19 protein-coding genes are annotated in these 22,713 nt (G+C 68.5%); 12 read left to right on the top strand and 7 right to left on the bottom strand.

The genetic code is table 11. The features are described from left to right. Nucleotide 1 precedes the first annotated feature (1 nt). Nucleotides 2–2,083, top strand: coding sequence for an excinuclease ABC subunit UvrB (uvrB, locus tag AC4FS1_RS04995; RefSeq protein WP_491153155.1), 2,082 nt, complete (start codon nucleotides 2–4; stop codon nucleotides 2,081–2,083). Nucleotides 2,084–2,143: 60 nt separating this feature from the next. Here uvrB and AC4FS1_RS04990 read toward each other — a convergent pair whose 3' ends face one another. Then, nucleotides 2,144–2,380, bottom strand: a complete 237-nt coding sequence (locus tag AC4FS1_RS04990) for a hypothetical protein (protein WP_491153154.1) — start codon at nucleotides 2,378–2,380, stop codon at nucleotides 2,144–2,146. A gap of 39 nt (nucleotides 2,381–2,419) precedes the next feature. On the opposite strand from AC4FS1_RS04990, the gene AC4FS1_RS04985 reads away from it, so the two are divergent. The 11 genes from AC4FS1_RS04985 to AC4FS1_RS04935 all read left to right on the top strand — a co-directional run bounded on the left by AC4FS1_RS04985 (nucleotide 2,420) and on the right by AC4FS1_RS04935 (nucleotide 14,393). Then, nucleotides 2,420–2,854: a MarR family winged helix-turn-helix transcriptional regulator gene (locus AC4FS1_RS04985; protein WP_491153153.1), complete on the top strand. Its 435-nt coding sequence runs from the start codon at nucleotides 2,420–2,422 to the stop codon at nucleotides 2,852–2,854. 96 nt (nucleotides 2,855–2,950) lie between these two features. After that, complete coding sequence (uvrA, locus tag AC4FS1_RS04980; protein WP_491153152.1) at nucleotides 2,951–5,884, top strand: excinuclease ABC subunit UvrA; 2,934 nt, start codon at nucleotides 2,951–2,953, stop codon at nucleotides 5,882–5,884. A gap of 2 nt (nucleotides 5,885–5,886) precedes the next feature. Beyond that, entirely contained in the window at nucleotides 5,887–7,851 is a 1,965-nt protein-coding gene (gene uvrC / locus AC4FS1_RS04975) for an excinuclease ABC subunit UvrC (RefSeq protein WP_491153151.1), read from the top strand. Nucleotides 7,852–7,872: 21 nt separating this feature from the next. Next, nucleotides 7,873–8,754, top strand: a complete 882-nt coding sequence (rapZ, locus tag AC4FS1_RS04970) for an RNase adapter RapZ (RefSeq protein WP_491153150.1) — start codon at nucleotides 7,873–7,875, stop codon at nucleotides 8,752–8,754. Nucleotides 8,755–8,857: 103 nt separating this feature from the next. Further along, nucleotides 8,858–9,835 carry a DNA-binding protein WhiA gene (gene whiA / locus AC4FS1_RS04965; protein WP_491153149.1) on the top strand — a complete coding sequence of 326 codons (978 nt, stop codon included), beginning with the start codon at nucleotides 8,858–8,860 and terminating at the stop codon, nucleotides 9,833–9,835. A gap of 127 nt (nucleotides 9,836–9,962) precedes the next feature. After that, nucleotides 9,963–10,589 carry a superoxide dismutase gene (locus AC4FS1_RS04960; protein ID WP_491153148.1) on the top strand — a complete coding sequence of 209 codons (627 nt, stop codon included), beginning with the start codon at nucleotides 9,963–9,965 and terminating at the stop codon, nucleotides 10,587–10,589. A 108-nt stretch (nucleotides 10,590–10,697) separates the two neighbouring features. Next, entirely contained in the window at nucleotides 10,698–11,702 is a 1,005-nt protein-coding gene (gap, locus tag AC4FS1_RS04955; protein ID WP_491153147.1) for a type I glyceraldehyde-3-phosphate dehydrogenase, read from the top strand. A gap of 6 nt (nucleotides 11,703–11,708) precedes the next feature. After that, nucleotides 11,709–12,923: a phosphoglycerate kinase gene (locus AC4FS1_RS04950; RefSeq protein ID WP_491153146.1), complete on the top strand. Its 1,215-nt coding sequence runs from the start codon at nucleotides 11,709–11,711 to the stop codon at nucleotides 12,921–12,923. After that, complete coding sequence (tpiA, locus tag AC4FS1_RS04945) at nucleotides 12,914–13,705, top strand: triose-phosphate isomerase (protein ID WP_491153145.1); 792 nt, start codon at nucleotides 12,914–12,916, stop codon at nucleotides 13,703–13,705. The genes AC4FS1_RS04950 and tpiA overlap by 10 nt, the downstream gene beginning before the upstream one ends. Before the next feature lie 80 nt (nucleotides 13,706–13,785). Further along, the gene (gene secG / locus AC4FS1_RS04940) at nucleotides 13,786–14,034 is read left to right on the top strand and encodes a preprotein translocase subunit SecG (RefSeq protein WP_484509424.1); all 249 of its coding nucleotides are present in this window, start codon (nucleotides 13,786–13,788) and stop codon (nucleotides 14,032–14,034) included. Between the two features lie 2 nt (nucleotides 14,035–14,036). After that, nucleotides 14,037–14,393 carry an RNA polymerase-binding protein RbpA gene (locus AC4FS1_RS04935; protein WP_491153144.1) on the top strand — a complete coding sequence of 119 codons (357 nt, stop codon included), beginning with the start codon at nucleotides 14,037–14,039 and terminating at the stop codon, nucleotides 14,391–14,393. 103 nt (nucleotides 14,394–14,496) lie between these two features. Here AC4FS1_RS04935 and pgl read toward each other — a convergent pair whose 3' ends face one another. Genes pgl through tkt form a run of 6 tightly spaced genes read right to left on the bottom strand, consistent with a single transcriptional unit; the run spans nucleotide 14,497 to nucleotide 22,650 of the window. Beyond that, complete coding sequence (gene pgl, locus AC4FS1_RS04930) at nucleotides 14,497–15,300, bottom strand: 6-phosphogluconolactonase (RefSeq protein ID WP_491153143.1); 804 nt, start codon at nucleotides 15,298–15,300, stop codon at nucleotides 14,497–14,499. Beyond that, the gene (locus AC4FS1_RS04925) at nucleotides 15,281–16,231 is read right to left on the bottom strand and encodes a glucose-6-phosphate dehydrogenase assembly protein OpcA (protein WP_491153142.1); all 951 of its coding nucleotides are present in this window, start codon (nucleotides 16,229–16,231) and stop codon (nucleotides 15,281–15,283) included. The genes pgl and AC4FS1_RS04925 overlap by 20 nt, the downstream gene beginning before the upstream one ends. Continuing rightward, complete coding sequence (zwf, locus tag AC4FS1_RS04920) at nucleotides 16,228–17,778, bottom strand: glucose-6-phosphate dehydrogenase (RefSeq protein WP_491153141.1); 1,551 nt, start codon at nucleotides 17,776–17,778, stop codon at nucleotides 16,228–16,230. Before zwf ends, AC4FS1_RS04925 begins: the two co-directional genes overlap by 4 nt. An 8-nt stretch (nucleotides 17,779–17,786) precedes the next feature. Further along, nucleotides 17,787–19,409, bottom strand: coding sequence for a phosphoglucose isomerase-related protein (locus tag AC4FS1_RS04915; protein ID WP_491153140.1), 1,623 nt, complete (start codon nucleotides 19,407–19,409; stop codon nucleotides 17,787–17,789). Next, on the bottom strand, nucleotides 19,406–20,527 hold the full coding sequence (gene tal, locus AC4FS1_RS04910) for a transaldolase (protein ID WP_491153139.1): 1,122 nt from the start codon (nucleotides 20,525–20,527) through the stop codon (nucleotides 19,406–19,408). Before tal ends, AC4FS1_RS04915 begins: the two co-directional genes overlap by 4 nt. After that, on the bottom strand, nucleotides 20,524–22,650 hold the full coding sequence (tkt, locus tag AC4FS1_RS04905) for a transketolase (RefSeq protein ID WP_491153138.1): 2,127 nt from the start codon (nucleotides 22,648–22,650) through the stop codon (nucleotides 20,524–20,526). The genes tal and tkt overlap by 4 nt, the downstream gene beginning before the upstream one ends. Nucleotides 22,651–22,713 lie beyond the last annotated feature (63 nt).

Raw genomic sequence — 22,713 nt, 5'->3', positions numbered from 1 at the left:
CATGCAGGCCACCCGCTCCGTCCGTCCGTTCGAGGTCGTCAGCGAGTACACGCCGTCGGGCGACCAGCCGCAGGCGATCGCCGAACTGGCCGCCCGGGTCAACGCCGGGGAGACCGACGTCGTGCTGCTCGGGGCGACGGGAACAGGAAAGTCGGCGACCACGGCGTGGCTCGTGGAGGCGGTGCAGCGCCCGACGCTCGTCCTCGCGCACAATAAGACCCTCGCGGCGCAGCTGGCCAACGAGTTCCGCGAACTGATGCCGAACAACGCCGTCGAGTACTTCGTCTCGTATTACGACTACTACCAGCCCGAGGCGTACGTCCCGCAGACCGATACCTTCATCGAGAAGGACTCCTCGATCAACGCCGAGGTCGAGCGCCTCCGCCACTCCACGACCAACTCCCTCCTCAGCCGGCGGGACGTCATCGTGGTGTCCACCGTCTCGTGCATCTATGGTTTGGGGTCGCCCGAGGAGTACCTCCGCGCCATGGTGGCGCTGCAGGTGGGGGAGCGCTACGACCGCGACTCCCTCATCCGCAAGTTCATCGCGATGCAGTACAACCGCAACGACGTCGACTTCTCCCGCGGCAACTTCCGCGTGCGTGGCGACACGATCGAGATCATCCCGGTCTACGAAGAGTTCGCCATCCGCATCGAGATGTTCGGCGACGAGATCGAGGCGCTGTACATGCTCCACCCGCTCACGGGTGACGTGCTGCAGCGGATGGAGGCCATCCCGATCTTCCCCGCCACGCACTACGCGGCCGGCACCGACACGGTGAAGCGCGCCATCGGCACCATCGAACACGAGCTGGCCGAGCGTCTCAAGGAGCTGGAGTCGCAGGGCAAGCTGCTCGAAGCGCAGCGTCTGCGGATGCGCACGACCTTCGACCTCGAAATGCTGCAGCAGCTCGGGTTCTGCTCCGGCATCGAGAACTACTCCCGCCATCTCGACGGACGCGGTCCCGGCGACCCGCCGCACACCCTCCTGGACTTCTTCCCCGACGACTTCCTCATGGTGATCGACGAGTCGCACGTGACGGTGCCGCAGATCGGGGCGATGTACGAGGGCGACGCCTCGCGCAAGCGCACGCTCGTCGAGCACGGCTTCCGCCTTCCCAGCGCCATGGACAACCGGCCACTGCGCTGGGACGAGTTCAAGAACCGCGTGGGGCAGACCGTGTACCTCTCCGCCACCCCCGGACGGTATGAGATGGGGATCGCGGATGGCGTGGTGGAGCAGATCATCCGTCCGACCGGGCTCGTCGACCCGCAGATCATCGTGAAGCCCTCGAAGGGCCAGATCGACGACCTGCTCGAGCAGATCCGCGTGCGCGCGAGCCGCGACGAGCGCGTGCTGGTCACGACCCTGACCAAGAAGATGGCCGAAGAGCTCACCGACTTCCTCGGTGAGCACGGTGTGCGCGTCCGGTACTTGCACTCCGACGTCGACACGCTCCGCCGTGTCGAGCTGCTCACCGAGCTGCGTGCGGGTGTGTACGACGTCCTCGTCGGTATCAACCTCCTCCGTGAGGGCCTCGACCTGCCCGAGGTGTCGCTTGTCGCGATCCTCGACGCGGACAAGGAAGGGTTCCTGCGCAGCGGCACCTCCCTCATCCAGACGATCGGACGCGCCGCCCGCAACGTGTCCGGCGAGGTGCACATGTACGCCGACAGAATCACCGACTCGATGGCCAAGGCCATCGAAGAGACCGATCGTCGCCGTGAGAAGCAGGTCGCGTACAACCTCGAGCACGGCATCGACCCGCAGCCGTTGCGGAAGAAGATCGCAGACATCACCGACGTGCTGAACCGTGAGGCGAGTGACACCAAGCAGCTGCTCTCGCGTCGGGATGCGGCGGCGTCGAAGAACGGCAAGGGCAAGTCGCCGACGCCGCAACTGCGCCGGACCGGGATCGCCGCCGAGGGCGCCGATCAGCTGGAAGCGACGATCGCCGACCTCAGCGACCAGATGCTGGCAGCGGCGGCCGAGTTGAAGTTCGAGCTGGCCGGCCGCCTGCGCGACGAGGTGCAAGACCTCAAGAAGGAGTTGCGCGCCATGGAGAAGGCCGGGCACGCGTAGGGGAGCGGGACGCCCGACTCGAGTCGGCGGAATTCCGGACGGAAGGTCCGGCAACCCGCGTCAGGGGCAGGTCATGAGGGGCTTCGGGCCCGAGCGGTCGAACGTGTGCGCCGACATGGGGTTGCCGCACAGCGGGCACGGACGCTCCGTGCGCGAGGGCTCCGGGGTCGTCTCGTAGGGGCCGACCGATGCCGGACCGGCGATGCGGATCAGACGGGTGTTGACGTAGGTGTACCAGCCGCCGGCTGCACGCACGCGCTCGCGCAACGGGGGCCGCTCCGGATCGCTTCGTGCCATGATGTTTAGTGTACTAACCAATTGGCGGAAGGAGCACGGGTGTCGGAGGACGATCTGCTCAAGCTCGACAATCAGGTGTGCTTCGCGCTGGTGACGGCCGCCCGCAACGTGGTGTCGATCTACCGTCCTGTGCTCGAGCCGCTCGGGCTGACGCACCCGCAGTATCTCGTCCTGCTCGCGCTGTGGGAGCAGTCGCCGCGTTCGCTCGGCGACCTCGCCGCCGAACTCGCCATGGAGCCGGCGACGCTCTCACCCCTGGTGAAGCGGCTCGAGGGCCAAGGCCGTGTCATCCGTGCCCGAAGGGTGGGGGATGAGCGCGTGCTCGACATCGCGCTCACCGACGCCGGCCGGGGTTTGCGCTCGGATGCCGTCCGCGTACCCGAGCAGATCATGGAGCGCACGGGCATGAGCGCCGAGGCACTCATCGCCCTCCGCGACGGCCTCGCCCCGTTCGCCGGGCGTCGCTCCGCCTGATCCGCGAACCGGATGTGCTGCGGCCGCACGATACTCGGCGGGTGCGCTGGCCGCGAACCTGGAGCCGGTGTCAGAACCCCCGCCTAAACTTGACGGGTGCCCATCGTTCCTGCCGTCCTGCCCGGAAACACCAGCGGAAAGCTCAGTGTTCGTGGCGCGCGCGTCCACAACCTGAAGGACGTCGACCTCGACATTCCGCGCGATGCGCTCGTGGTATTCACGGGTCTGTCGGGTTCCGGCAAGTCGAGTCTCGCGTTCGACACGATCTTCGCCGAAGGGCAGCGCCGCTACGTCGAGTCGCTGAGCGCCTACGCGCGTCAGTTCCTCGGTCAGGTCGATCGGCCCGACGTGGACTTCATCGAGGGCCTCAGCCCCGCGGTGTCGATCGATCAGAAATCGACGAACCGCAACCCGCGCTCGACCGTGGGCACGATCACCGAGATCCACGACTACATGCGCCTGCTGTGGGCGCGCATCGGCGTGCCGCACTGTCCGATCTGCGGTGCGACCATCCAGCGGCAGACCGTGCAGCAGATCGCCGATCAGCTGATAGAGCTGCCCGAACGCACGCGCTTCCAGATCGTCGCGCCTGTCGTGACGCAGAAGAAGGGCGAGTTCGTCGACCTCTTCAAGGAGCTCAGCGCGAAGGGATATGCCCGCGCCGTCGTGGACGGCGAGTTGGTGCAGCTGGCCGAACCGCCCGTCCTGAAGAAGAGCTACAAGCACGACATCGCCGTCGTCGTCGACCGCCTCGTGGCGGGCCCCGACATCCTCAGCCGCGTCACCGACTCGGTCGAGACGGCTCTGGGACTTGCCGGCGGCGTCATGCAGGTCAACTTCGTCGACGAAGAAGGCGATGACGCGTGGCAGTCCTTCTCCGAGAAGCTGTCGTGCCCGAACGGCCACCCCATCCAGCTCACCGAGATCGAGCCGCGGACGTTCTCGTTCAACGCGCCGTTCGGCGCGTGCCCCACGTGCTCGGGCCTCGGTACCCGCATGTCGGTCGACGTCGACCTCATGCTCGGCGACGAAGAGCTCTCCATCCGCGAGGGCGTCATCATCCCCTGGACGACCCAGGGCAAGGGTCTCTTCCAGTACTACGAGCGGCTCCTGGAAGGACTCGCGCGCGACCTGAAGTTCTCCCTCGACACCCCGTGGAAGAAGCTCTCGTCGGACGTGCGCCAGGCCGTGCTGCGCGGCGAGGACTACAAGGTCACCGTCAAATGGAAGAACCGGTACGGCCGCGAGATGCGGTACACCTCCGGCTTCGAGGGCGTCGTGCCCTACATCGAGCGGCAATACCTGCAGGCCGAGTCCGACACGCAGCGTCAGCGCTGGTCGGAGTTCCTCCGCGAGGTCCCATGCCCGGTCTGTGACGGAGACCGGCTCAAGCCCGAGGTGCTGGCCGTGCTCGTGCACGGTCACTCCATCGCGGATGCGTCGCGCCTCAGCCTCGGCGAGGCGCAGGAGTACTTCGCCCAGCTGCAGCTCACCGACCGTGAGGCGCAGATCGCTGCGGCGGTGCTGCGCGAGATCCGCGCGCGATTGGACTTCCTCATCCAGGTCGGCCTGAACTATCTGAGCCTGGGACGGGCGGCAGCGACGCTCTCCGGCGGTGAGGCGCAGCGCATCCGGCTCGCCACGCAGATCGGATCGGGTCTGACCGGGGTGCTGTACGTCCTCGACGAGCCCTCCATCGGGCTGCACCAGCGTGACAACCGGCGACTCATCGAGACGCTCATCAAGCTCCGCGACCTGGGGAACACCCTCATCGTCGTCGAACACGACGAGGAGACCATCCACGCCGCCGACTGGGTCGTCGACATCGGTCCGCGCGCCGGGGTCGACGGCGGCAATGTCGTGCACTCGGGTCCGCTGTCCCAACTCCTCACGGACGAAGAGTCTTTGACGGGCGCGTACCTGTCCGGGCGCCGCGCCATCGCGACGCCGGCCAAGCGCCGGAAGATCGACAAGAAGCGGCAGATCACCGTCGTCGGCGCGCGGGAGAACAACCTGCAGAACGTGACCGTCGACTTCCCCCTCGGAGTCCTCACCGCCGTCACCGGCGTGAGCGGATCGGGTAAGTCGTCGCTGGTCAACGGCATCCTCTACGAAGTCCTCGCCTCGCGGCTCAACGGTGCGCGCCGCGTCCCCGGCAAGCACACCCGGGTGACGGGACTCGACAACCTCGACAAGGTCGTGCACGTCGACCAGGCACCCATCGGCCGCACGCCGCGGTCGAACCCGGCGACCTACACGGGAGTGTTCGACCGCATCCGCACGCTCTTCAGTGAGACGCCCGAGGCGAAGGTCCGCGGCTACCAGGCCGGGCGGTTCAGCTTCAACGTCAAGGGCGGCCGGTGCGAGGCGTGCTCGGGCGACGGCACCATCAAGATCGAGATGAACTTCCTCCCCGACGTGTACGTCGACTGCGAGGTGTGCCACGGGAAGCGCTACAACCGCGACACGCTCGCCGTGCACTACAAGGGCAAGAACATCGCCGAGGTGCTGCAGATGCCGATCTCCGAGGCTGCGGAGTTCTTCGAGCCGATCCAGGCGATCCACCGCTACCTGAAGACCCTCGTCGACGTCGGCCTCGGGTACGTGCGGCTGGGTCAGTCGGCCACGACGCTGTCCGGTGGTGAAGCGCAGCGCGTGAAGCTCGCCACCGAGCTGCAGCGCCGCAGCAACGGCCGCTCCATCTACGTGCTCGACGAGCCGACCACGGGCCTGCACTTCGAAGACGTCTCCCTGCTGCTGCAGGTGCTCAACGGGCTCGTCGACAAGGGCAACACGGTCATCGTCATCGAGCACAACCTCGACGTCATCAAGTCGTCGGACTGGGTGATCGACCTGGGCCCCGAGGGTGGCTCGGGCGGCGGCACCATCGTGGCGACCGGCACCCCCGAGCAGGTCGCGCGGGTGCGGGAGAGCTACACGGGTGCGTTCCTGGCCGAGGTGCTCGCCGGCCGCTCGCTCGCCGCGCCCATCCGAGCCCGCGAGCGGGAACTCGAGCGCAAGGCCGGCTGAGCGTGGCATCCCGAGAACGGGTGTCGCAGCTTCCGTACCGGCCGAAGCCCGGCGAGATCCCCACCAACCCCGGTGTTTACCGGTTCCGCGACGCCGACGGACGCGTGCTGTACGTCGGTAAGGCCAAGAACCTCCGTGCGCGCCTGTCGAACTACTTCGCCCCGCTGCGCTCGCTGCACGAACGCACGCGGCGGATGGTGACGACCGCGGCATCCGTCGAGTGGACCGTGGTGGCCAGCGACGTGGACTCGCTGCAGCTGGAGTACATGTGGATCAAGGAGTTCGATCCGCCCTTCAACGTCCGCTATCGCGACGACAAGTCATACCCGTTCATGGCCATCACGCTCGGGGACGAGGCCCCACGGGTTCTCGTGACCCGCAATCGCCGCATCCCCGGGGCCAAGTATTTCGGGCCGTACCCGAAGGTGTGGGCGGTGCACGACACGATCGACCTGATGATCAAGGTCTTCCCGATCCGCACCTGCAGCGACGCGTCGTACAAGAAGGCGATGCAGTCGGGGCGCCCCTGTTTCCCGGGCCAGATCGGACGCTGCGGCGGGCCGTGCTCGATGAAAGTGACGATCGAGGAGCATCGTGCGATCGTCGACGACTTCGTCGCGTTCATGGCCGGCGGCGACCAGCGCTTCCGGAAGGCACTCACCGCGCGGATGCGGGAAGCGTCGGCGGCGATGGACTACGAATCGGCCGCGGTCTACCGTGACAAGCTCCAGGCCATCGACGCGGTGCTCAACAAGAGCGCCCTGGTGCTCGCCCCCGACACCGACGCCGACCTCTTCGGCATCGCCGAGGACGAGCTCGCCGCCACCGTGCAGCACTTCGTCATCCGCGGCGGACGCGTCCGCGGTGTGCGGGCGACGACCATCGAGAAGGAGATCGACATCTCCGGCGCCGACCTGGTCGACCAGGTGCTGCAGCGCACGTACGGCGACGCCCCCGCCACCGACATCCCGCGGCAGGTGCTCGTCCCCTCGCTTCCCGACGACGCCGCCGAGCTCGAAGACTGGTTGCGCGAACGGCGCGGGAAGAATGTCACCATCCAGGTCGCCCAGCGCGGGCGCAAAGCCGACCTCATGAGGACGGCGACGCTCAACGCGCAACAGGCGCTGATGCTCCACAAGACGCGACGCACGACCGACTATGTCGCCCGTACCCAGGCGCTCACCGACCTGCAGGAGGCGCTGGACCTTCCCGAGGCGCCGCTGCGCATCGAAGGCTTCGACGTGTCGCACCTGTCGGGCACGAACGTGGTCGCGTCCATGGTGGTCTTCGAAGACGGCCTCCCGCGGAAGGACCAGTACCGCTCCTTCGGGGTACCCGAGACCACCGATGACACGGACTCGCTGTACCAGGTGCTCACCCGGCGCCTGGCATACCTGGACCGTCCGGAATCCCAGGGCGGCGACGAGCCCGACGCTGCGGCAGCCACCGCGACCCGCAGCGTCGTCGCGCCGACGGCGGACATCGTCACCGACCCCGACGCCGAGGTCGTCACCGCGCGCAAGCGGCCGCGCTTCGCCTACCCGCCGCAGCTCCTCGTGGTCGATGGCGGTAAGCCGCAGGTCGAAGCGGCCGCGCGGGCGCTGGCCGATGCGGGGCACCCGGAGATCGCCCTGTGCGGCATCGCCAAGCGTCTCGAGGAGGTCTGGCTGCCGGGGGAGGACTTCCCCGTCATCCTTCCCCGGACGAGCGAGGCGCTGTACCTGCTGCAGCGCCTGCGCGACGAGGCGCACCGGTTCGCGATCTCGCATCAGCGCAAGCGGCGCAAGCGCGACATCTCCAGCGTCCTGTCCGAGATCCCCGGCCTCGGCGACGCCCGCATCAAGGCTCTGCTGCGTCACTTCGGGTCGGTCACGGCGCTGCGCGGTGCCACGCCGGAGGAGATGTCACAGCTGCCGGGGATCGGGCCGAAGCTCGCCGAGTCGATCCACGCGCATTTGGCTCGCTAGGCTGTGCTGACGGGGGTGGCCATGAGCGACGAGGCACAGCGCGAGCGCGGCGAGGTGCTGATCGTCACCGGCATGTCCGGTGCCGGCCGCACGACCGTCGCGAACGCACTGGAAGACCTCGGCTGGTACGTCGTGGACAACCTGCCGCCGCGGATGCTGCGGCCCCTGCTCGAGCTCACGGAGCTCGCCGCGGGAGCCGTACCGCGGGTCGCGGTGGTGGTCGATGTGCGCGGAGGCGAGCTGTTCTCCGATCTCCCCGAGGTGATGGAGACTCTCCGCGCCGGCCGCCAGGTGCGCGTCGTGTTCCTGGATGCAGCCGACAACGTCCTCGTCCGGCGCTTCGAGGCGGTGCGGCGACCGCATCCGCTGCAGGGTGAGGGCACGATCCTCGACGGTATCCGGCGGGAGCGCGAGCAACTCGCGGAGGTGCGGGAATCCGCGGATGTGCTCATCGACACCTCGACCACGAACATCCACCAGCTGACCACTCGCGCCGTTGAGCTGTTCAGCGAACAGGGAGCGGCACGGCACACCGTGACGCTCATGAGCTTCGGGTTCAAGTACGGCCTGCCCACCGACGTGGACATGGTCGCCGACATGCGGTTCCTCCCCAATCCGTATTGGAACGAGAATCTGCGTGCGCTCAGCGGCGAGGATGCCGCGGTGCGCGACGAGGTTCTTGCTCAAGCCGGCGCCGAGGAGTTCCTCGACGCCTACGCCGCCGCCCTCCGCCCCGTCCTCGACGGATACCAGCGCGAGAACAAGCGGCACTCCGTGGTCGCGATCGGGTGCACCGGCGGACGACACCGCTCCGTCGTGATGGCCCGGGAGCTCGCCGAGCGCCTGCGATCGACGCCGGGTGTCGCCGTCCGCGTCGCGCATCGTGATCTTGGCCGCGAGTAGGCCGGGTGTGAACCGGCCCGTCGCGAAGCGACCCGGTCGTCATCGGGGAGGGGCCGCGAGTAGGCTGTAACGTCGTCCCCCCACCCTCGCCCGAAGGAGAACCGTGCCGCTGACCGCCGACGTAAAGGCCGAGCTGACCACCGTCCGCGACCCGCGGCCGACGGCCCGCATAGCCGAACTGACGGCGCTTCTGCGGTTCTCAGGGGGGCTTCACTCGATCGCGAACCGCGTCGCCGTGGAGGCCGAGCTCGACTCCGAAATGCTCGCCCGCCGGGTCGCGCGCGACCTCATGGAGCTGTACGGCGTCCGTCCGGAGCTCGTCCACGTGCAGGGATCCGGCGGCCGCACCGGTGGACACTACGCCGTCCGCGTCATCGAGGCGGGGGAGACCCTCGCGCGGCAGACCGGGCTCCTCGACCAGCGCCGGCGCCCCGTCCGCGGCCTTCCCAACAAGCTCACGACCGGCTCGCGCGGCGACCTCGCGGCCATCTGGCGTGGCGCGTTCCTCGCGGCGGGTTCGCTCAGCGAGCCCGGACGCTCGGCGTCGCTGGAGATCGCCTGCCCGTCGCCCGAGGCCGCCATGGCCCTCGTGGGCGCCGCTCACCGCATCGGTGTCGCCGCCAAGGCGCGCGAGGTCCGCGGCGTCCCGCGGGTGGTCGTCCGCGATGGTGAAGCGATCCGCGCCACCCTCGCCGAGATGGGCGCGCGGCGCACCGCCGCCGAGTGGGATCAGCTCCGCCAGCGCCGCGAGGTGCGCGCCGGGGTGAACCGGCTCGTGAACTTCGACGACGCGAACCTCCGCCGGTCGGCGCAGGCCGCTGTGGCTGCGTGCGCGCGTGTGGAACGTGCGTTGGAGATCCTCGGTGACGAAGTGCCCGAGCACCTGCGCGAGGCGGGCGAACTGCGGCTCTCTCACCGCGACGCGAGCCTGGACGAACTCGGCCACCACGCCGACCCGCCGTTGACGAAGGATGCCGTGGCCGGCCGCATCCGCAGGCTCCTCGCCATGGCGGACAAGAAGGCAGAAGTCGACGGGATCCCCGGCACGGAGTCTGCCGTCCCCGCCGGCGTCGAGGACTGACGCCCGCGCACCCCACCGCGTTCCGGTGGGAAGCAACCGGGGCGCGGAGGTGTTGCCGGTCACTAGGATGAAAACGTCATCCTCGCTGCGCCGGGGTCTCGGCGCGCGCCGAACGGAAGAAGAGAACATGGCGAAGTATTCATTGCCCGACCTCCCTTACGACTACGCCGCCCTGGAGCCGCACATCAGTGCGACGATCATGCAGCTGCACCACGACAAGCACCACCAGACGTACGTCACGGGTGCCAACACCGCACTGGAGCAGCTCGCGGAAGCCCGTGAGACCGGCAACCTCGCGAACGTCAACAAGCTCACGAAGGACCTGTCCTTCAACCTCGGCGGCCACGTCAACCACTCGATCTTCTGGACCAACCTGTCGCCGGACGGCGGAGACAAGCCGGTCGGCGAGCTCGCTGCCGCCATCGACGACGCGTTCGGGTCGTTCGACAAGTTCCAGGCTCACTTCACCGCCGCCGCACTCGGCGTGCAGGGCTCCGGCTGGGCCGGGCTCTTCTGGGACTCGATCGGCGAGAACCTCGTCATCCAGCAGATCTTCGACCAGCAGGGTCAGATCGCCGCAGCGACCGTCCCGTTGCTCCTCCTGGACGTCTGGGAGCACGCGTACTACCTCGACTACAAGAACGTGCGCGCCGACTATGTGAAGGCGTTCTGGAACGTCGCCAACTGGGCGAACGCGCAGGAGCGCTTCGCCACCGCCCGCCAGAAGACTGCAGGTCTGCTGGTACTGTCGTAAACGGCGCAGGCGTCCCGGTGGGACACCCGCCGGGACGCCGTCGTCCAACCTGGAACACCCACATCAGAGCGCGTTCTGCGCCCACGAAACACATTCAGGAGTGACTCCGTGACCGTCAAAATCGGGATCAACGGCTTCGGCCGCATCGGACGCAACTACTTCCGCGCGGCGCTCGCGCAGGGCGCTGACCTTGAAATCGTCGCGGTCAACGACCTCACCGACAACAAGACCCTCGCCCATCTGCTGAAGTACGACTCCGTCACGGGCCGCCTGGACGCCGAGGTCTCGTACGACGAGACGTCGATCACCGTCAACGGCAAGAAGATCGAGGTGCTCGCTGAGCGCGACCCCGCGAACCTCCCGTGGGGCGAGCTGGGCGTCGACATCGTCATCGAGTCGACCGGCCGCTTCACCAAGGCCGATGATGCCCGCAAGCACATCACCGCCGGCGCGACCAAGGTGCTCATCTCCGCCCCCGCCACCGGCGAGGATGGCACGTTCGTCATGGGCGTGAACGAAGAGACCTACGACCCCGCCACGATGCACATCATCTCCAACGCGTCGTGCACCACGAACTGCCTCGCGCCGCTCGCGAAGGTCTTCAACGACAAGTTCGGTATCGAGCGCGGCCTCATGACGACCGTGCACGCGTACACCGCCGACCAGAACCTGCAGGACGGGCCGCACAGCGACCTGCGTCGTGCTCGCGCCGCCGCGATCAACATCGTCCCCACCTCCACGGGCGCCGCCAAGGCCATCGGCCTGGTGCTGCCGGAGCTGAAGGGCAAGCTGGACGGCTTCGCGCTGCGGGTGCCGATCCCCACCGGCTCGATCACCGACCTGACCGTCACGGCTTCCCGCCCCGTCACCGTCGAGGAGATCCGAGAGGCGTACAAGGAAGCCGCGGCGGGTCCGCTCAAGGGCATCCTGAAGTACACCGAGGATGAGATCGTCTCCAGCGACATCGTGACCGACCCGCACTCGGCGATCTTCGACTCCGGACTCCTGCGCGTCCTCGGCGACCAGGTCAAGCTGTCGGCGTGGTACGACAACGAGTGGGGCTACTCCAACCGCCTCGTGGACCTCACCGAGTACGTCGCGGATCGCCTGTAGGCCGTCATGGCTCTGCGCACCCTCGCCTCTCTGGGGTCGCTCGCAGGCAAGCGTGTCCTCGTCCGGTGTGACCTCAACGTTCCCCTCGGGGACGGGGTCATCACCGACGACGGACGTGTGCGTGCGTCGCTGCCCACCCTGAATGCCCTCATCAACGCCGGCGCCCGCGTCGTCGTGATCTCCCACCTCGGTCGCCCCAGCGGCGCGCCCGACCCGAAGTACAGCCTGGCTCCTGTTGCCCAGCGGCTCTCGGAGCTGCTCGGCAAGCCGGTCGCGTTCGCGCGTGACACGGTGGGTGAGTCGGCCGCCGAGGCTGTCGCGGCCCTCGAGGACGGCGACATCGCCGTGCTCGAGAACCTCCGGTTCAACCCGGGGGAGACGGCCAAGGACGAGGCCGAGCGGCGGGCGTTCGCCCAGCAGCTCGCCGCGCTCGGGGACGCATTCGTGTCCGACGGGTTCGGCGTGGTGCATCGCAAGCAGGCCAGCGTCTACGACCTGGCCGAGATCCTTCCGTCCGCGGCGGGGTCGCTCATCGAAGCAGAAGTGCACGTCCTCGACCGTCTCACCGAGAACCCGGAGCGGCCGTACACGGTCGTCCTGGGTGGCTCGAAGGTCAGCGACAAACTCGGCGTGATCGAGCACCTGCTGCCGCGCGTGGATCGGCTCCTCATCGGCGGCGGGATGATGTTCACGTTCCTCGCCGCGCAGGGTTACTCCGTCGGCGCGAGCCTGCTCGAGAAGGACCAGATCGACACCGTGAAGGGCTATCTCGCCGACGCTGCCGAGCGAGGCGTGGAGATCGTCCTCCCGGTGGATGCCGTCGTTGCCGCATCCTTCTCCGCCGACGCCGAGCATGTCGTGGCCGATGCGACCGCCCTGGAGAGCACCCCCTTCGGTGCCTCCGGCCTGGGACTCGATATCGGCCCCGCCACGGGCGAGACCTTCGCCGCGGCGATCCGGGAGAGCCGCACGGTGTTCTGGAACGGGCCCATGGGCGTGTTCGAGCTGGCGCCGTTCGCCGCCGGAACGCGTGCCGTCGCAGACGCACTCACAGCCGTCGACGGCCTGAGCGTCGTGGGCGGCGGCGATTCCGCCGCAGCGGTACGGCAGCTCGGATTCACCGATGACCAGTTCGGTCACATCTCCACCGGCGGCGGAGCCAGCCTGGAGTTCCTCGAAGGCAAGAAGCTCCCCGGACTGGAGGTCCTCGGATGGGCGTAGCAACGCGTACCCCGTTCATCGCCGGCAACTGGAAGATGAACCTCGACCACCTCCAGGCGGTCGCGTTCGTGCAGAAGCTGCACTGGACGCTTCGCGATGCCAAGCACGAGAACGGCAGTGTCGAGGTGGCGGTCTTCCCGCCGTTCACCGACCTGCGCACCGTTCAGACGCTGGTGGACGCGGACAAGATCCCGTTCGCCCTCGGCGCGCAGGACCTGTCCACGCAGGACTCCGGCGCATACACGGGTGAGATCTCCGGCCAGTTCCTCGCGAAGCTCGACGTCGGCTACGTGATCATCGGCCACTCCGAGCGCCGCGAGTACCATGCCGAGTCCGACGAGCTCGTGGCGCAGAAGGTGCAGGCGGCCCTCCGCCACGGCATCGTGCCGGTCATCTGCGTCGGCGAGACGGCCGAAGACCTCGAGAAGTTCGGTGCGAGCGCGGTGCCGGTGGGTCAATTGCAGGTCGCCCTCGAGGGCGTGCCGGCCGATGCCGACATCGTCGTGGCCTATGAGCCGGTCTGGGCGATCGGTTCCGGGCAGGCCGCGACCCCCGATCAGGCACAGGACGTGTGCGCGAAGCTCCGCGAGGTCGTCGCCGACAAGCTCGGCGCGGATGCGGCGGCACGCACCCGCGTCCTTTACGGCGGGTCGGTGAAGTCGGGAAATATCGCGAGCTTCATGAGGCAGCCCGACGTGGATGGCGCCCTGGTGGGCGGCGCGAGCCTCGTCGTGGAAGAGTTCGCCGCGATCATCCGGTACCAGAAGCACGTCGGCGTCTGAGCTTTCGAGCCGGAGGGGCCGCCGCCCGTATACTTGATCCTTGTGCGACCGGGGAGGGTCGCCGCGAAAGGCTTTCGACAGTGCAGATCATCGAGTTCGTCCTGCAGGTGCTGCTGGGCATCACCAGCCTCCTGCTGACCCTGCTGATCCTGCTCCATAAGGGGCGCGGCGGGGGGCTGTCCGACATGTTCGGCGGCGGCATGACGTCGGCGCTCGGGTCGTCGGGGCTGGCCGAACGCAACCTCAATCGTTTCACCATCATCCTTGCGCTCGCATGGTTCGTGTCCATCGTGTCGCTGGGGCTCATCACCAAGTTCCAGGGACTCTGACAATGGCGACAGGCGGAAATGCGATTCGGGGCACGCGCGTCGGCGCGGGGCCCATGGGTGAACAGGACCACGGCTTCCACGCGGATCGCGTGGCGGTGTCGTACTGGGATGCCCTCGGAAACGAGACGGTGCGCTACTTCGCCGCCGGCATCCCCGACGACGAGATCCCCGACACCATCGACTCCCCGCACTCCGGCCTTCCTGCCGGGCGCGACAAGGAGAACCCGCCGGCGCTGGCGAAGGCGGAGCCCTACAAGACGCATCTCGCGTACGTGAAGGAGCGTCGCACCGAGGAAGAGGCCGAAGCGCTCCTCGACGACGCCCTGCAGGCGCTGCGCGACCGTCGCGGCCAGGCCTGAGCCCGCGCGACTGGTCTACGCTTCGTCTCGCTGCCTTCGGCTGCTCGCTCTGCGTTGACCCGCCTCGGAGCAACGCGGCTGCGCCGCATTGATCCGAGTCGCGTCAATACTCGCGGTCGATGAGCTGTGGCGGCACGGAAGCGGCGGCAGCCTCGTCGACGAACAGGACGGTGCGCCTCCGGCCTTTCGCGCCGGCGGCCGGCACGCTCTCATAGCTCGCCCCGGCCAGCGCCAGGCCGAGGGCCGACGCCTTGTCCGAGCCGGCGAGCACCATCCACACGCGCTTGGACGAATTGATCACGGGGCGCGTGAGCGAGACCCGCTCCGGCGGAGGCTTGGGGGAGTCCCTCACCGATACGGTCGCGCGATCGGTGACCTGGATCTCGGGGCGGTCCGGGAAGAGCGAGGCGATGTGGCCGTCGGGCCCGACACCGAGGAAGCAGATGTCGAACGTCGGCCACGGCCCCGTCTCCGTGCGGTCGGCCGGCGCGAACTGCGCAAGCTCGTCGGCGTAGGCCCCGGCTGCAGCATCCAGGTCGAGCGTCTCGTCGCTGGATGCCATCGCGTGGATGTTCTCAGCGGGGATGTCCAGCGAGTCCAGAAGCGCCTCGCGAGCCTGCTTCTCGTTTCGGTCATCGGAGTCGCGCGGAACCCAACGCTCGTCACCCCACCAGAAGTGCACGCGAGACCAGTCGATACGTTCGATGCGACCGTCCTGCGCCGCCGCGCGGAGGACAGCGCCACCCATCGATCCGCCGGTGAGGCAGATGTGCACCGTCTTGCCGTTCTCCACGTTCTTGTTGATACGGTCCAGCAGACGCTCGGCGACGGATGACGCGAGGGCACCGGGATCGTTGCCGATCACGACCCGTTTCTCGGTGCCGGCATCAGCCACGGTCGCTCCCATCGTCGGTCCGGGCAAGCAGTTCCATGCCCTCCGTGATGACGCGACCGTACAGCACATCCGGGTCCAGGCGCCGCAGCTCCTCCGCGAGGCACTCACGCATGGTGCGTCGTGGGAAGGCCAGCTCGTGCACCGGCTGACCCGGCTGCGTCAGCACGGCTACGCCCGGGGTCGGCCGCTCGAGGAGCGTGTCGCCGCTCGCGCGCGTCAGCCGCACGCTCTTGATTCCGCTCGCCCACTCCGCGGTCGGAAGGTACGCGGAATCCACCGGCACTCCGAGCTTCAGGCGCAGCCACGCGGCCAGGAGCACCGTGGACGGCGAGTCGGCGGCGCCGCGCACCTGCACGGCGGTGACGGGCTCGTACGGGGGCTGGTCCAGTACCGCGGCGAGTTGCTCGCGCCACCGCGTCAGGCGCGTCCACGCGAAATCGGTGTCGCCCGGGTGGTAGTGGCTTCCCAGGCCGTCCACCCACGCCGCCGGATCCGGCTGGCTCGACGCATCCGTGATGCGCCGCTGCGCGATGCGGCCCACCTCGGACTCCGCGGGGGACGAGGGCGGGTTGGCGGGCCACCACGCGACGACCGGTGCATCCGAAAGCAGAAGTCCCGTGACCAGGCTCTCCGCATTCGAGCCCGCCGCGCCGTACACGCGAAGGACGACGACCTCGCTGGCCCCTGCGTCACCGCCGACGCGGATCTCCGCATCCAGGCGGGGAGAATCGGCGGCCTCGTCGAAGATCAGCACGACGACGCGCATGGGATGCTCGCGCGAAGCGTCGTTCGCAGCTCCGATGACCGCTTCCTCTTCGCCCTGGTGCGCGACGATGATGAGCGTCAGCACCCGGCCCAGGGCGACCGCGCCGCCTTCCTCACGGACGTTGACGAGCGCCTTCGAGATCTTGCTGACGGTCGTGTCGGGCAGGTCGATGATCACGGGCGCCTCCAGTTGCGGCCGTCGCGGGCAAGGAGTTCGTCGGCGGAGGCCGGTCCCCACGAACCGGGTGAGTACTGTTCGAGCGGTCCTCCCTGCTCGGCCCAGAAGTTCTCGATCGGGTCGAGGATCTTCCAGCTGAGCTCGACTTCTTCGTGCCGCGGGAACAGGGGAGGGTCGCCGAGAAGCACGTCGAGGATGAGGCGCTCGTACGCTTCGGGGCTGGCCTCGGTGAACGCGTGCCCGTAGCCGAAGTCCATCGTGACGTCGCGCACCTGCGTGCCGTCACCGGGAACCTTCGACCCGAACCGGATCGTGACGCCCTCATCCGGCTGCACACGGATGACCAGTGCGTTCTGCCCCAGCTCCTGCGTCTGGCTGCGGCTGAACAGGAGCTGCGGCGCGCGCTTGAACACGACCGCCACCTCGGTGACGCGTCGGCCGAGCCGCTTGCCGGTGCGGAGGTAGAACGGCACCCCCGCCCAGCGGCGCGTGTTGACTTCGAGCTTGACCGCGGCGTAGGTCTCGGTCGTGGAACCGGGGTCCATGCCGTCCTCGTCGAGGAAGCCGGTCACCTGCTCCCCGCCCTGCCAGCCGCCGGCGTACTGACCGCGCGCCGTTGCCAGGGACAGGTCTTCGGGAAGGCGCACGGCGGCGAGCACCTTCTCCTTCTCGGCGCGGAGGTCTTTCGCGTTGAAGCTGATGGGCTCTTCCATCGCGGTGAGCGCCATGAGCTGCAGCAGGTGGTTCTGGATGACATCGCGCGCCGCACCGATGCCGTCGTAGTAGCCGGCACGGCCGCCCACACCGATGTCTTCGGCCATCGTGATCTGCACGTGGTCGACGTAGTTGCGGTTCCAGATCGGCTCGTACAGCTCGTTGGCGAAGCGCAGAGCCAGGATGTTCTGGACCGTCTCCTTGCCGAGATAGTGGTCGATGCGGAAGATCGAGTCGGCGGGGAACGCCGTCTCCAGCGCCGCGTTCAGTTCGCGGGCCGAAGCCAGGTCATGCCCGAACGGCTTCTCGATGACGACGCGGCGCCAGCCCGTCTCGTCATCGGCGGTGTCGCCGACGAGCCCCGACGCCTTCAGCTGCTGCGCCACGACCGGGAATGCCTTCGGCGGGATCGACAGGTAGTAGGCGTGGTTGCCGAGCGTGCCCCGCTCGACGTCGAGTTTCTCGACCGTCTCACGCAGGCGCTGGAACGCCTCCGGGTCATCGAACTCGCCCGGAACGAAGCGGATCCCCTCGAGGAGCTCTTTCCAGGTCTCATCGCGGAACTCCGTGCGCGCGTACTGCTTCACCGCGTCATGCACGACCTGCGCGAAGTCCTGATCCTCCCAGTCGCGGCGGGCGAACCCCACGAGCGCGAACCCCGGGGGGAGGAGGCCACGGTTGGCGAGGTCGTAGACGGCCGGCATGAGCTTCTTGCGCGCCAGGTCACCCGTGACACCGAAGATCACGAGAGCGCTGGGCCCCGCAATGCGGTTCAGGCGCCGGTCATCAGGGTCGCGGAGCGGGTTGTCTCCCCGCGAGATCTCTACGGTCATTCTTCGCCTTACTGAGCAGCCTCGAAGAGCGAGAGCACTTCGACCTGCGGATCGGTCAATGTCAGAGTCACGACGGGACGTCCGTGCCCCTGAGCCAAAACAGTTGCGTCACCAGCGGCCTGCGCCTGGATCAGTGAACTGAACGTGAACGGGCGCCCAGGAATTTCCAGGTCGACCTCGGACTGCTCGATGATCTGCAGGAACACGCCGACGGCGGGGCCGCCCTTGTGGTACTGCCCGGTGGAATGGAGGAACCGCGGACCCCACCCGAACGTGGTCGGGCGCCCGGAGTCGGCGGCGACGAGTTCGCGGAGACCCTGCAGCTGCGGCAGCGCGTGCCGGTTCACGTAGGCCTGGATGCTGACGTAGCCGTCGGCCGGGATGCTCGCCCACAGCGCGTCCAGCACACCGGCCAGGGTCCCGGATGCGGCGAGGGCGGGGTCGCTCACACGGACTTCGACGCCGTCCGTGGTGAAGGCGGGCGCGGAGGGTTCGGGACGAGCGTCCAACAGGCCACGCGTCGCGTCCTTGGCGGATTCGACATCGGGCTGGTCGAAGGGATTGATCCCCAGCATCCGCCCGGCGATCGCGGTGGCGTACTCCCACACGATGAACTGGGCACCGAGCGAGCCGCTCACGAGGATCTCGTCGAAGTGACTCTCGAAGAGCCGGAAGTGCTGGGCGTCGTCGACGAAACGGACGATCTGGAGGTCGGCGGGTGGTTCCTCCACCTCCGGGGAGACCGGCAGCAGCACCACGGGGAGGATGCCCGTGCCGCTCTTACCCGTCGACTCGGCGATGAGCTGCTCGATCCAGTCGGGCAGCCCGACGATGTGCGTGCCGTCGGAAACCAGCCCCAGCTTGTCGCGGCGAGGGTCCCCGCCGGCGATGGCGGCAGCCAGCACGAGCGCGGGGTTTCCCGGGTCGTCGATGGCGACCTCGAGGAGGGTCGCCTCGGCCTCGTCGAGGAGCTCACCGACGTCGACGCCGGCGAGCCCGGCCGGGACCAGCCCGAAGGCGGTCAGGGCCGAGTAGCGCCCGCCGACCTCGGGGTCGGCCGGGAACACGCGGTAGCCGTCGGCGAGAGCGGACGCCTCCAGAGGTGAGCCGGGATCGGTGACGACGACGATCCGCTCGGTCGGGTCGATGCCGACGTCGCGGAACGCCGCTTCGAACGCGCGCTTGGCGGAGTCCGTCTCGATCGTCGAGCCGGATTTCGAGGAGACGACGAGAACCGTGTTCTCCAGGCCCCCCGCTTCGGCGTCGCCGTCGATCGCGGCGAGCACCTGGCCGGGGGCGGTGGAGTCGAGGATCACCAGCGGGACGCCGGCCGTCTGCGCGATGACCTCGGGTGCGAGGGACGATCCGCCCATGCCGGCCAGGACGACCCGCGTGATGCCCTGCGAGACGAGCTGTGCCCGGAGGGCTTCGATCTCGGCCACGAGCGGACGCGAGGTCGAGACCGCCTCGACCCAGCCCAGTCGCCGGGATGCCTCGGACTCGGCGGTCGCGCCCCACAGGGTCGCGTCACCGGCGGTGATGCCGGAGGCGACCAGGGAGGCCGCCAGCCCAGGAACGATCGTGTCCACGAGCTCTTTGGGACGCCCGGAGACATGGATCTCAAAGCTCACGAAGCGGCCTCCGCGGTGCCGGCCTCCAGCGCCTTCGAGACGGTTTCCTGCAGCTCGTGCCACGAGGCGATGAACTTCTCCACGCCCTCGTCCTCGAGCACCTGAGTGATGTCGGCGAAGTCGACGCCGGCGTCGGCGAGATTCGCGAAGACCTCGCGTGACGCTTCGTAGCTGCCGGTCACGGTGTCGCCCTCGATCACGCCGTGGTCGAAGGTCGCCTCGAGCGTCTTCTCCGGCATCGTGTTCACGACGCCGCGCGCGACCAGCTCCGTCACGTAGAGCGTGTCGGGAAGATCCGGGTTCTTCACGCCGGTCGACGCCCACAGCGGGCGCTGCACGGTGGCGCCGGCATCCAGGAGCGCCTTGGCGCGCGGCTCGGCGAACTTCTGCTCGTACAGCTCGTATGCCAGGCGCGCGTTGGCGAGGCCGGCCTGCCCCTTGAGGGCGACGGCCTCAGCAGTGCCGACGGCGTCGAGCCGGTTGTCCACCTCGGTGTCGACGCGGGAGACGAAGAACGAGGCGACCGACTGCAGCGTGGAGATCTCGTGGCCGGCTGCCTGCGCCTTCTCCACGCCGGTGAGATACGCGTCGATGACTTCGGCGTAGCGCTCCAGGCTGAAGATCAGCGTCACGTTGACCGAGATCCCCGCGCCGATGACTTCGGTGATGGCGGGGAGGCCCGCCTTGGTCGCGGGGATCTTGATGAGCACGTTCGGGCGGTCGACGGCCGCGGCAAGCTCTTTCGCCTGGGCGATGGTCGCTTCGGTGTCGTGCGCGAGTTCGGGGGAGACCTCGATCGACACCCGTCCGTCGACGCCGCCGGTCTCGGCGAACACCGTCGCGAAGACGTCGGAGGCGGCGCGGACGTCGTCGGTGGTGATCTCGAAGATCGCGTCGTCGACGGAGGCGTTCTTCGCGGCGAGCTGGCGCACCTGAGCCTCGTACGCCTCGCCCTGGGAGAGGGCGCCGGCGAAGATGGTCGGGTTGGTGGTGACACCGCTGACGTTTCGCGTCGCGATGAGGTCCGCGAGGTTGCCCGTCAGGATGCGCTGGCGCGACAGGTCGTCGAGCCAGATGCTGACGCCCTCGGCGACCAGTTTGGCGGTGGGGGTGCTCATGAGTTCTCCTTGTGCTTGATCGCAGCAGTGCCCGCGGCCGCGATGCTCTCGCGTGCGGCCTCGACCACGGCCTCGGCGGTGATGCCGAACTTCTGGAACAGGGTCTGATAGTCCGCCGAGGCGCCGAAGTGCTCGATCGAGACAGACCGGCCGGCGTCTCCGACGATGCCGCGCCACGGGAGGGCGATGCCCGCCTCGACCGACACCCGCGCGCGCACCGACGACGGAAGCACCGACTCGCGGTACTCCGCATCCTGCTCGTCGAACCACTCCAACGACGGAGCCGAGACGACGCGGGCATTGACACCCTCGGCGGCCAGTTGCTCACGCGCGGCGACCGCGACCTGAACCTCGGACCCGGTGCCGATGAGGATGACGTCGGGGGAGCCGTTCGGAGCATCCACGAGCACGTAGGCGCCGCGGGCGGCGGACTGCGCCGACGCGAAGGTGTCGCCGGATGCGGCGCCCTCTCCGCGGGGGAACACCGGAATGTTCTGCCGCGTCAGCGCGAGACCGGCCGGCCCGTCCGTGCGCCGGAGGATCTCTAGCCACGCCACGGCCGTCTCATTGGCGTCGGCCGGACGCACGAGCGCGAAGTTCGGGATGGCGCGGAGCGTGGCGAGCTGCTCGATCGGCTGGTGGGTGGGCCCGTCTTCGCCGAGGGCGACGGAGTCGTGCGTCCAGACGAAGATCGTGGGGATGTTCATCAGCGCGGCCAGACGCACCGGCGGGCGCATGTAGTCGCTGAAGATGAGGAAGGTGCCGCCGAAGGGCCGCGTCGGGCCGTGCAGCACGATGCCGTTGAGGATCGCGCCCATCGCGTGCTCGCGGATGCCGAAGTGCAGCACGCGCCCGTACGGCGATCCCTGCCACTCGTGGGTCGACCACTCCTCGGGGATGAACGACTCCGCCTCCTTGATGGTGGTGAGGTTCGACTCGGCGAGGTCGGCCGACCCGCCCCACAGCTCGGGAAGCTCGGCGGCGAGGGCGTTGATGACGGTGCCGGAGGCGGCACGCGTCGAGACCTCCTTGCCCGATTCGAAGGCGGGGAGCGCGTCGGCGATGTCGGCGGGGAGCTCGCGGGCTTGCAGGCGGTCCCACAGCGCCTTGCGCTCGGGGTTCGCGGCGGCCCACGCATCGAACCGTTCCTGCCACGCGGCCTTGTCGGCCTCGCCGCGCTCGACGAGCGAGCGCGTGTGTGCGAGAACGTCGTCGGCGACGGCGAAGTTCTGCTCGGGGTCGAATCCGAGCACTTCCTTGGTCGCGCGGAGCTCGTCGGCGCCGAGGGCGGAGCCGTGGATCTTGCCGCTGTTCTGCTTGCCGGGGGAGGGCCAGCCGATGATCGTCTTGAGAACGATGATCGAGGGCTTGTCGGTTTCGCCCTTGGCCGCCTCGATCGCGGCGTAGAGCTCCGCCACATCCTCGACGTACTGTCCGGACTTCTTCCAGTCGACCGTCTGCACGTGCCAGCCGTAGGCCTCGTAGCGCTTCGCGACGTCTTCGGTGAAGGCGACGTTGGTGTCGTCTTCGATGGAGATCTGGTTGGAGTCGTAGATGACGACGAGGTTGCCGAGGCTCTGGTGACCCGCGAGCGACGACGCCTCGCTGGTGACGCCCTCCTCGAGGTCGCCGTCGGACGCGATGACGTACACGAAGTGGTCGAAGGGGCTCTCGCCCTGCGGCGCGTCGGGGTCGAACAGGCCCCGCTCGTACCGGGCCGCGTAGGCGAAGCCCACCGAGGAGGACAAGCCCTGGCCCAGCGGGCCGGTCGTCATCTCCACGCCGTCGGTGTGGCCGTACTCGGGGTGTCCCGGAGTCTTCGAGCCCCACGTGCGCAGCGCCTCCAGGTCGGAGAGCTCCAGGCCGAACCCGCCCAGGTACAGCTGGACGTACTGGGTCAGCGACGAGTGACCGGCCGACAGGACGAAGCGGTCACGCCCGGGCCAGTGCGGATCGGCGGGGTCATGGCGCAGCACCCGCTGGTACAGCAGGTACGCGGCCGGTGCGAGGCTCATCGCCGTGCCGGGATGGCCGTTTCCCACCTTCTCGACAGCATCCGCTGCCAGCACTCGTGCGGTATCCACCGCACGACGATCGATTTCATCCCATTGCAAGTCCGACACGCGGTCGCCTTTCTCGATCCCTGTGCCCAGCCGCATTCGGTCCGCGGCCTCGATGCACGAGGG

The sequence above is a fragment of the Microbacterium sp. Z12_35 genome, from assembly GCF_058310475.1.
Note: the sequence above shows the minus strand (reverse complement) of the source record. Positions and strands in the feature narration are given on the sequence as shown.

What these genes read in the sequence shown, in the direction of transcription:
- uvrB (WP_491153155.1), top strand. Translation starts at nt 2, where the DNA reads ATGCAGGCCACCCGCTCCGTCCGTCCGTTCGAGGTCGTCAGCGAGTAC.
- AC4FS1_RS04990 (WP_491153154.1), bottom strand. Translation starts at nt 2,380, where the DNA reads ATGGCACGAAGCGATCCGGAGCGGCCCCCGTTGCGCGAGCGCGTGCGT.
- rapZ (WP_491153150.1), top strand. Translation starts at nt 7,873, where the DNA reads ATGAGCGACGAGGCACAGCGCGAGCGCGGCGAGGTGCTGATCGTCACC.
- AC4FS1_RS04960 (WP_491153148.1), top strand. Translation starts at nt 9,963, where the DNA reads ATGGCGAAGTATTCATTGCCCGACCTCCCTTACGACTACGCCGCCCTG.
- AC4FS1_RS04950 (WP_491153146.1), top strand. Translation starts at nt 11,709, where the DNA reads ATGGCTCTGCGCACCCTCGCCTCTCTGGGGTCGCTCGCAGGCAAGCGT.
- tpiA (WP_491153145.1), top strand. Translation starts at nt 12,914, where the DNA reads ATGGGCGTAGCAACGCGTACCCCGTTCATCGCCGGCAACTGGAAGATG.
- AC4FS1_RS04935 (WP_491153144.1), top strand. Translation starts at nt 14,037, where the DNA reads ATGGCGACAGGCGGAAATGCGATTCGGGGCACGCGCGTCGGCGCGGGG.
- pgl (WP_491153143.1), bottom strand. Translation starts at nt 15,300, where the DNA reads ATGGGAGCGACCGTGGCTGATGCCGGCACCGAGAAACGGGTCGTGATC.
- zwf (WP_491153141.1), bottom strand. Translation starts at nt 17,778, where the DNA reads ATGACCGTAGAGATCTCGCGGGGAGACAACCCGCTCCGCGACCCTGAT.
- tal (WP_491153139.1), bottom strand. Translation starts at nt 20,527, where the DNA reads ATGAGCACCCCCACCGCCAAACTGGTCGCCGAGGGCGTCAGCATCTGG.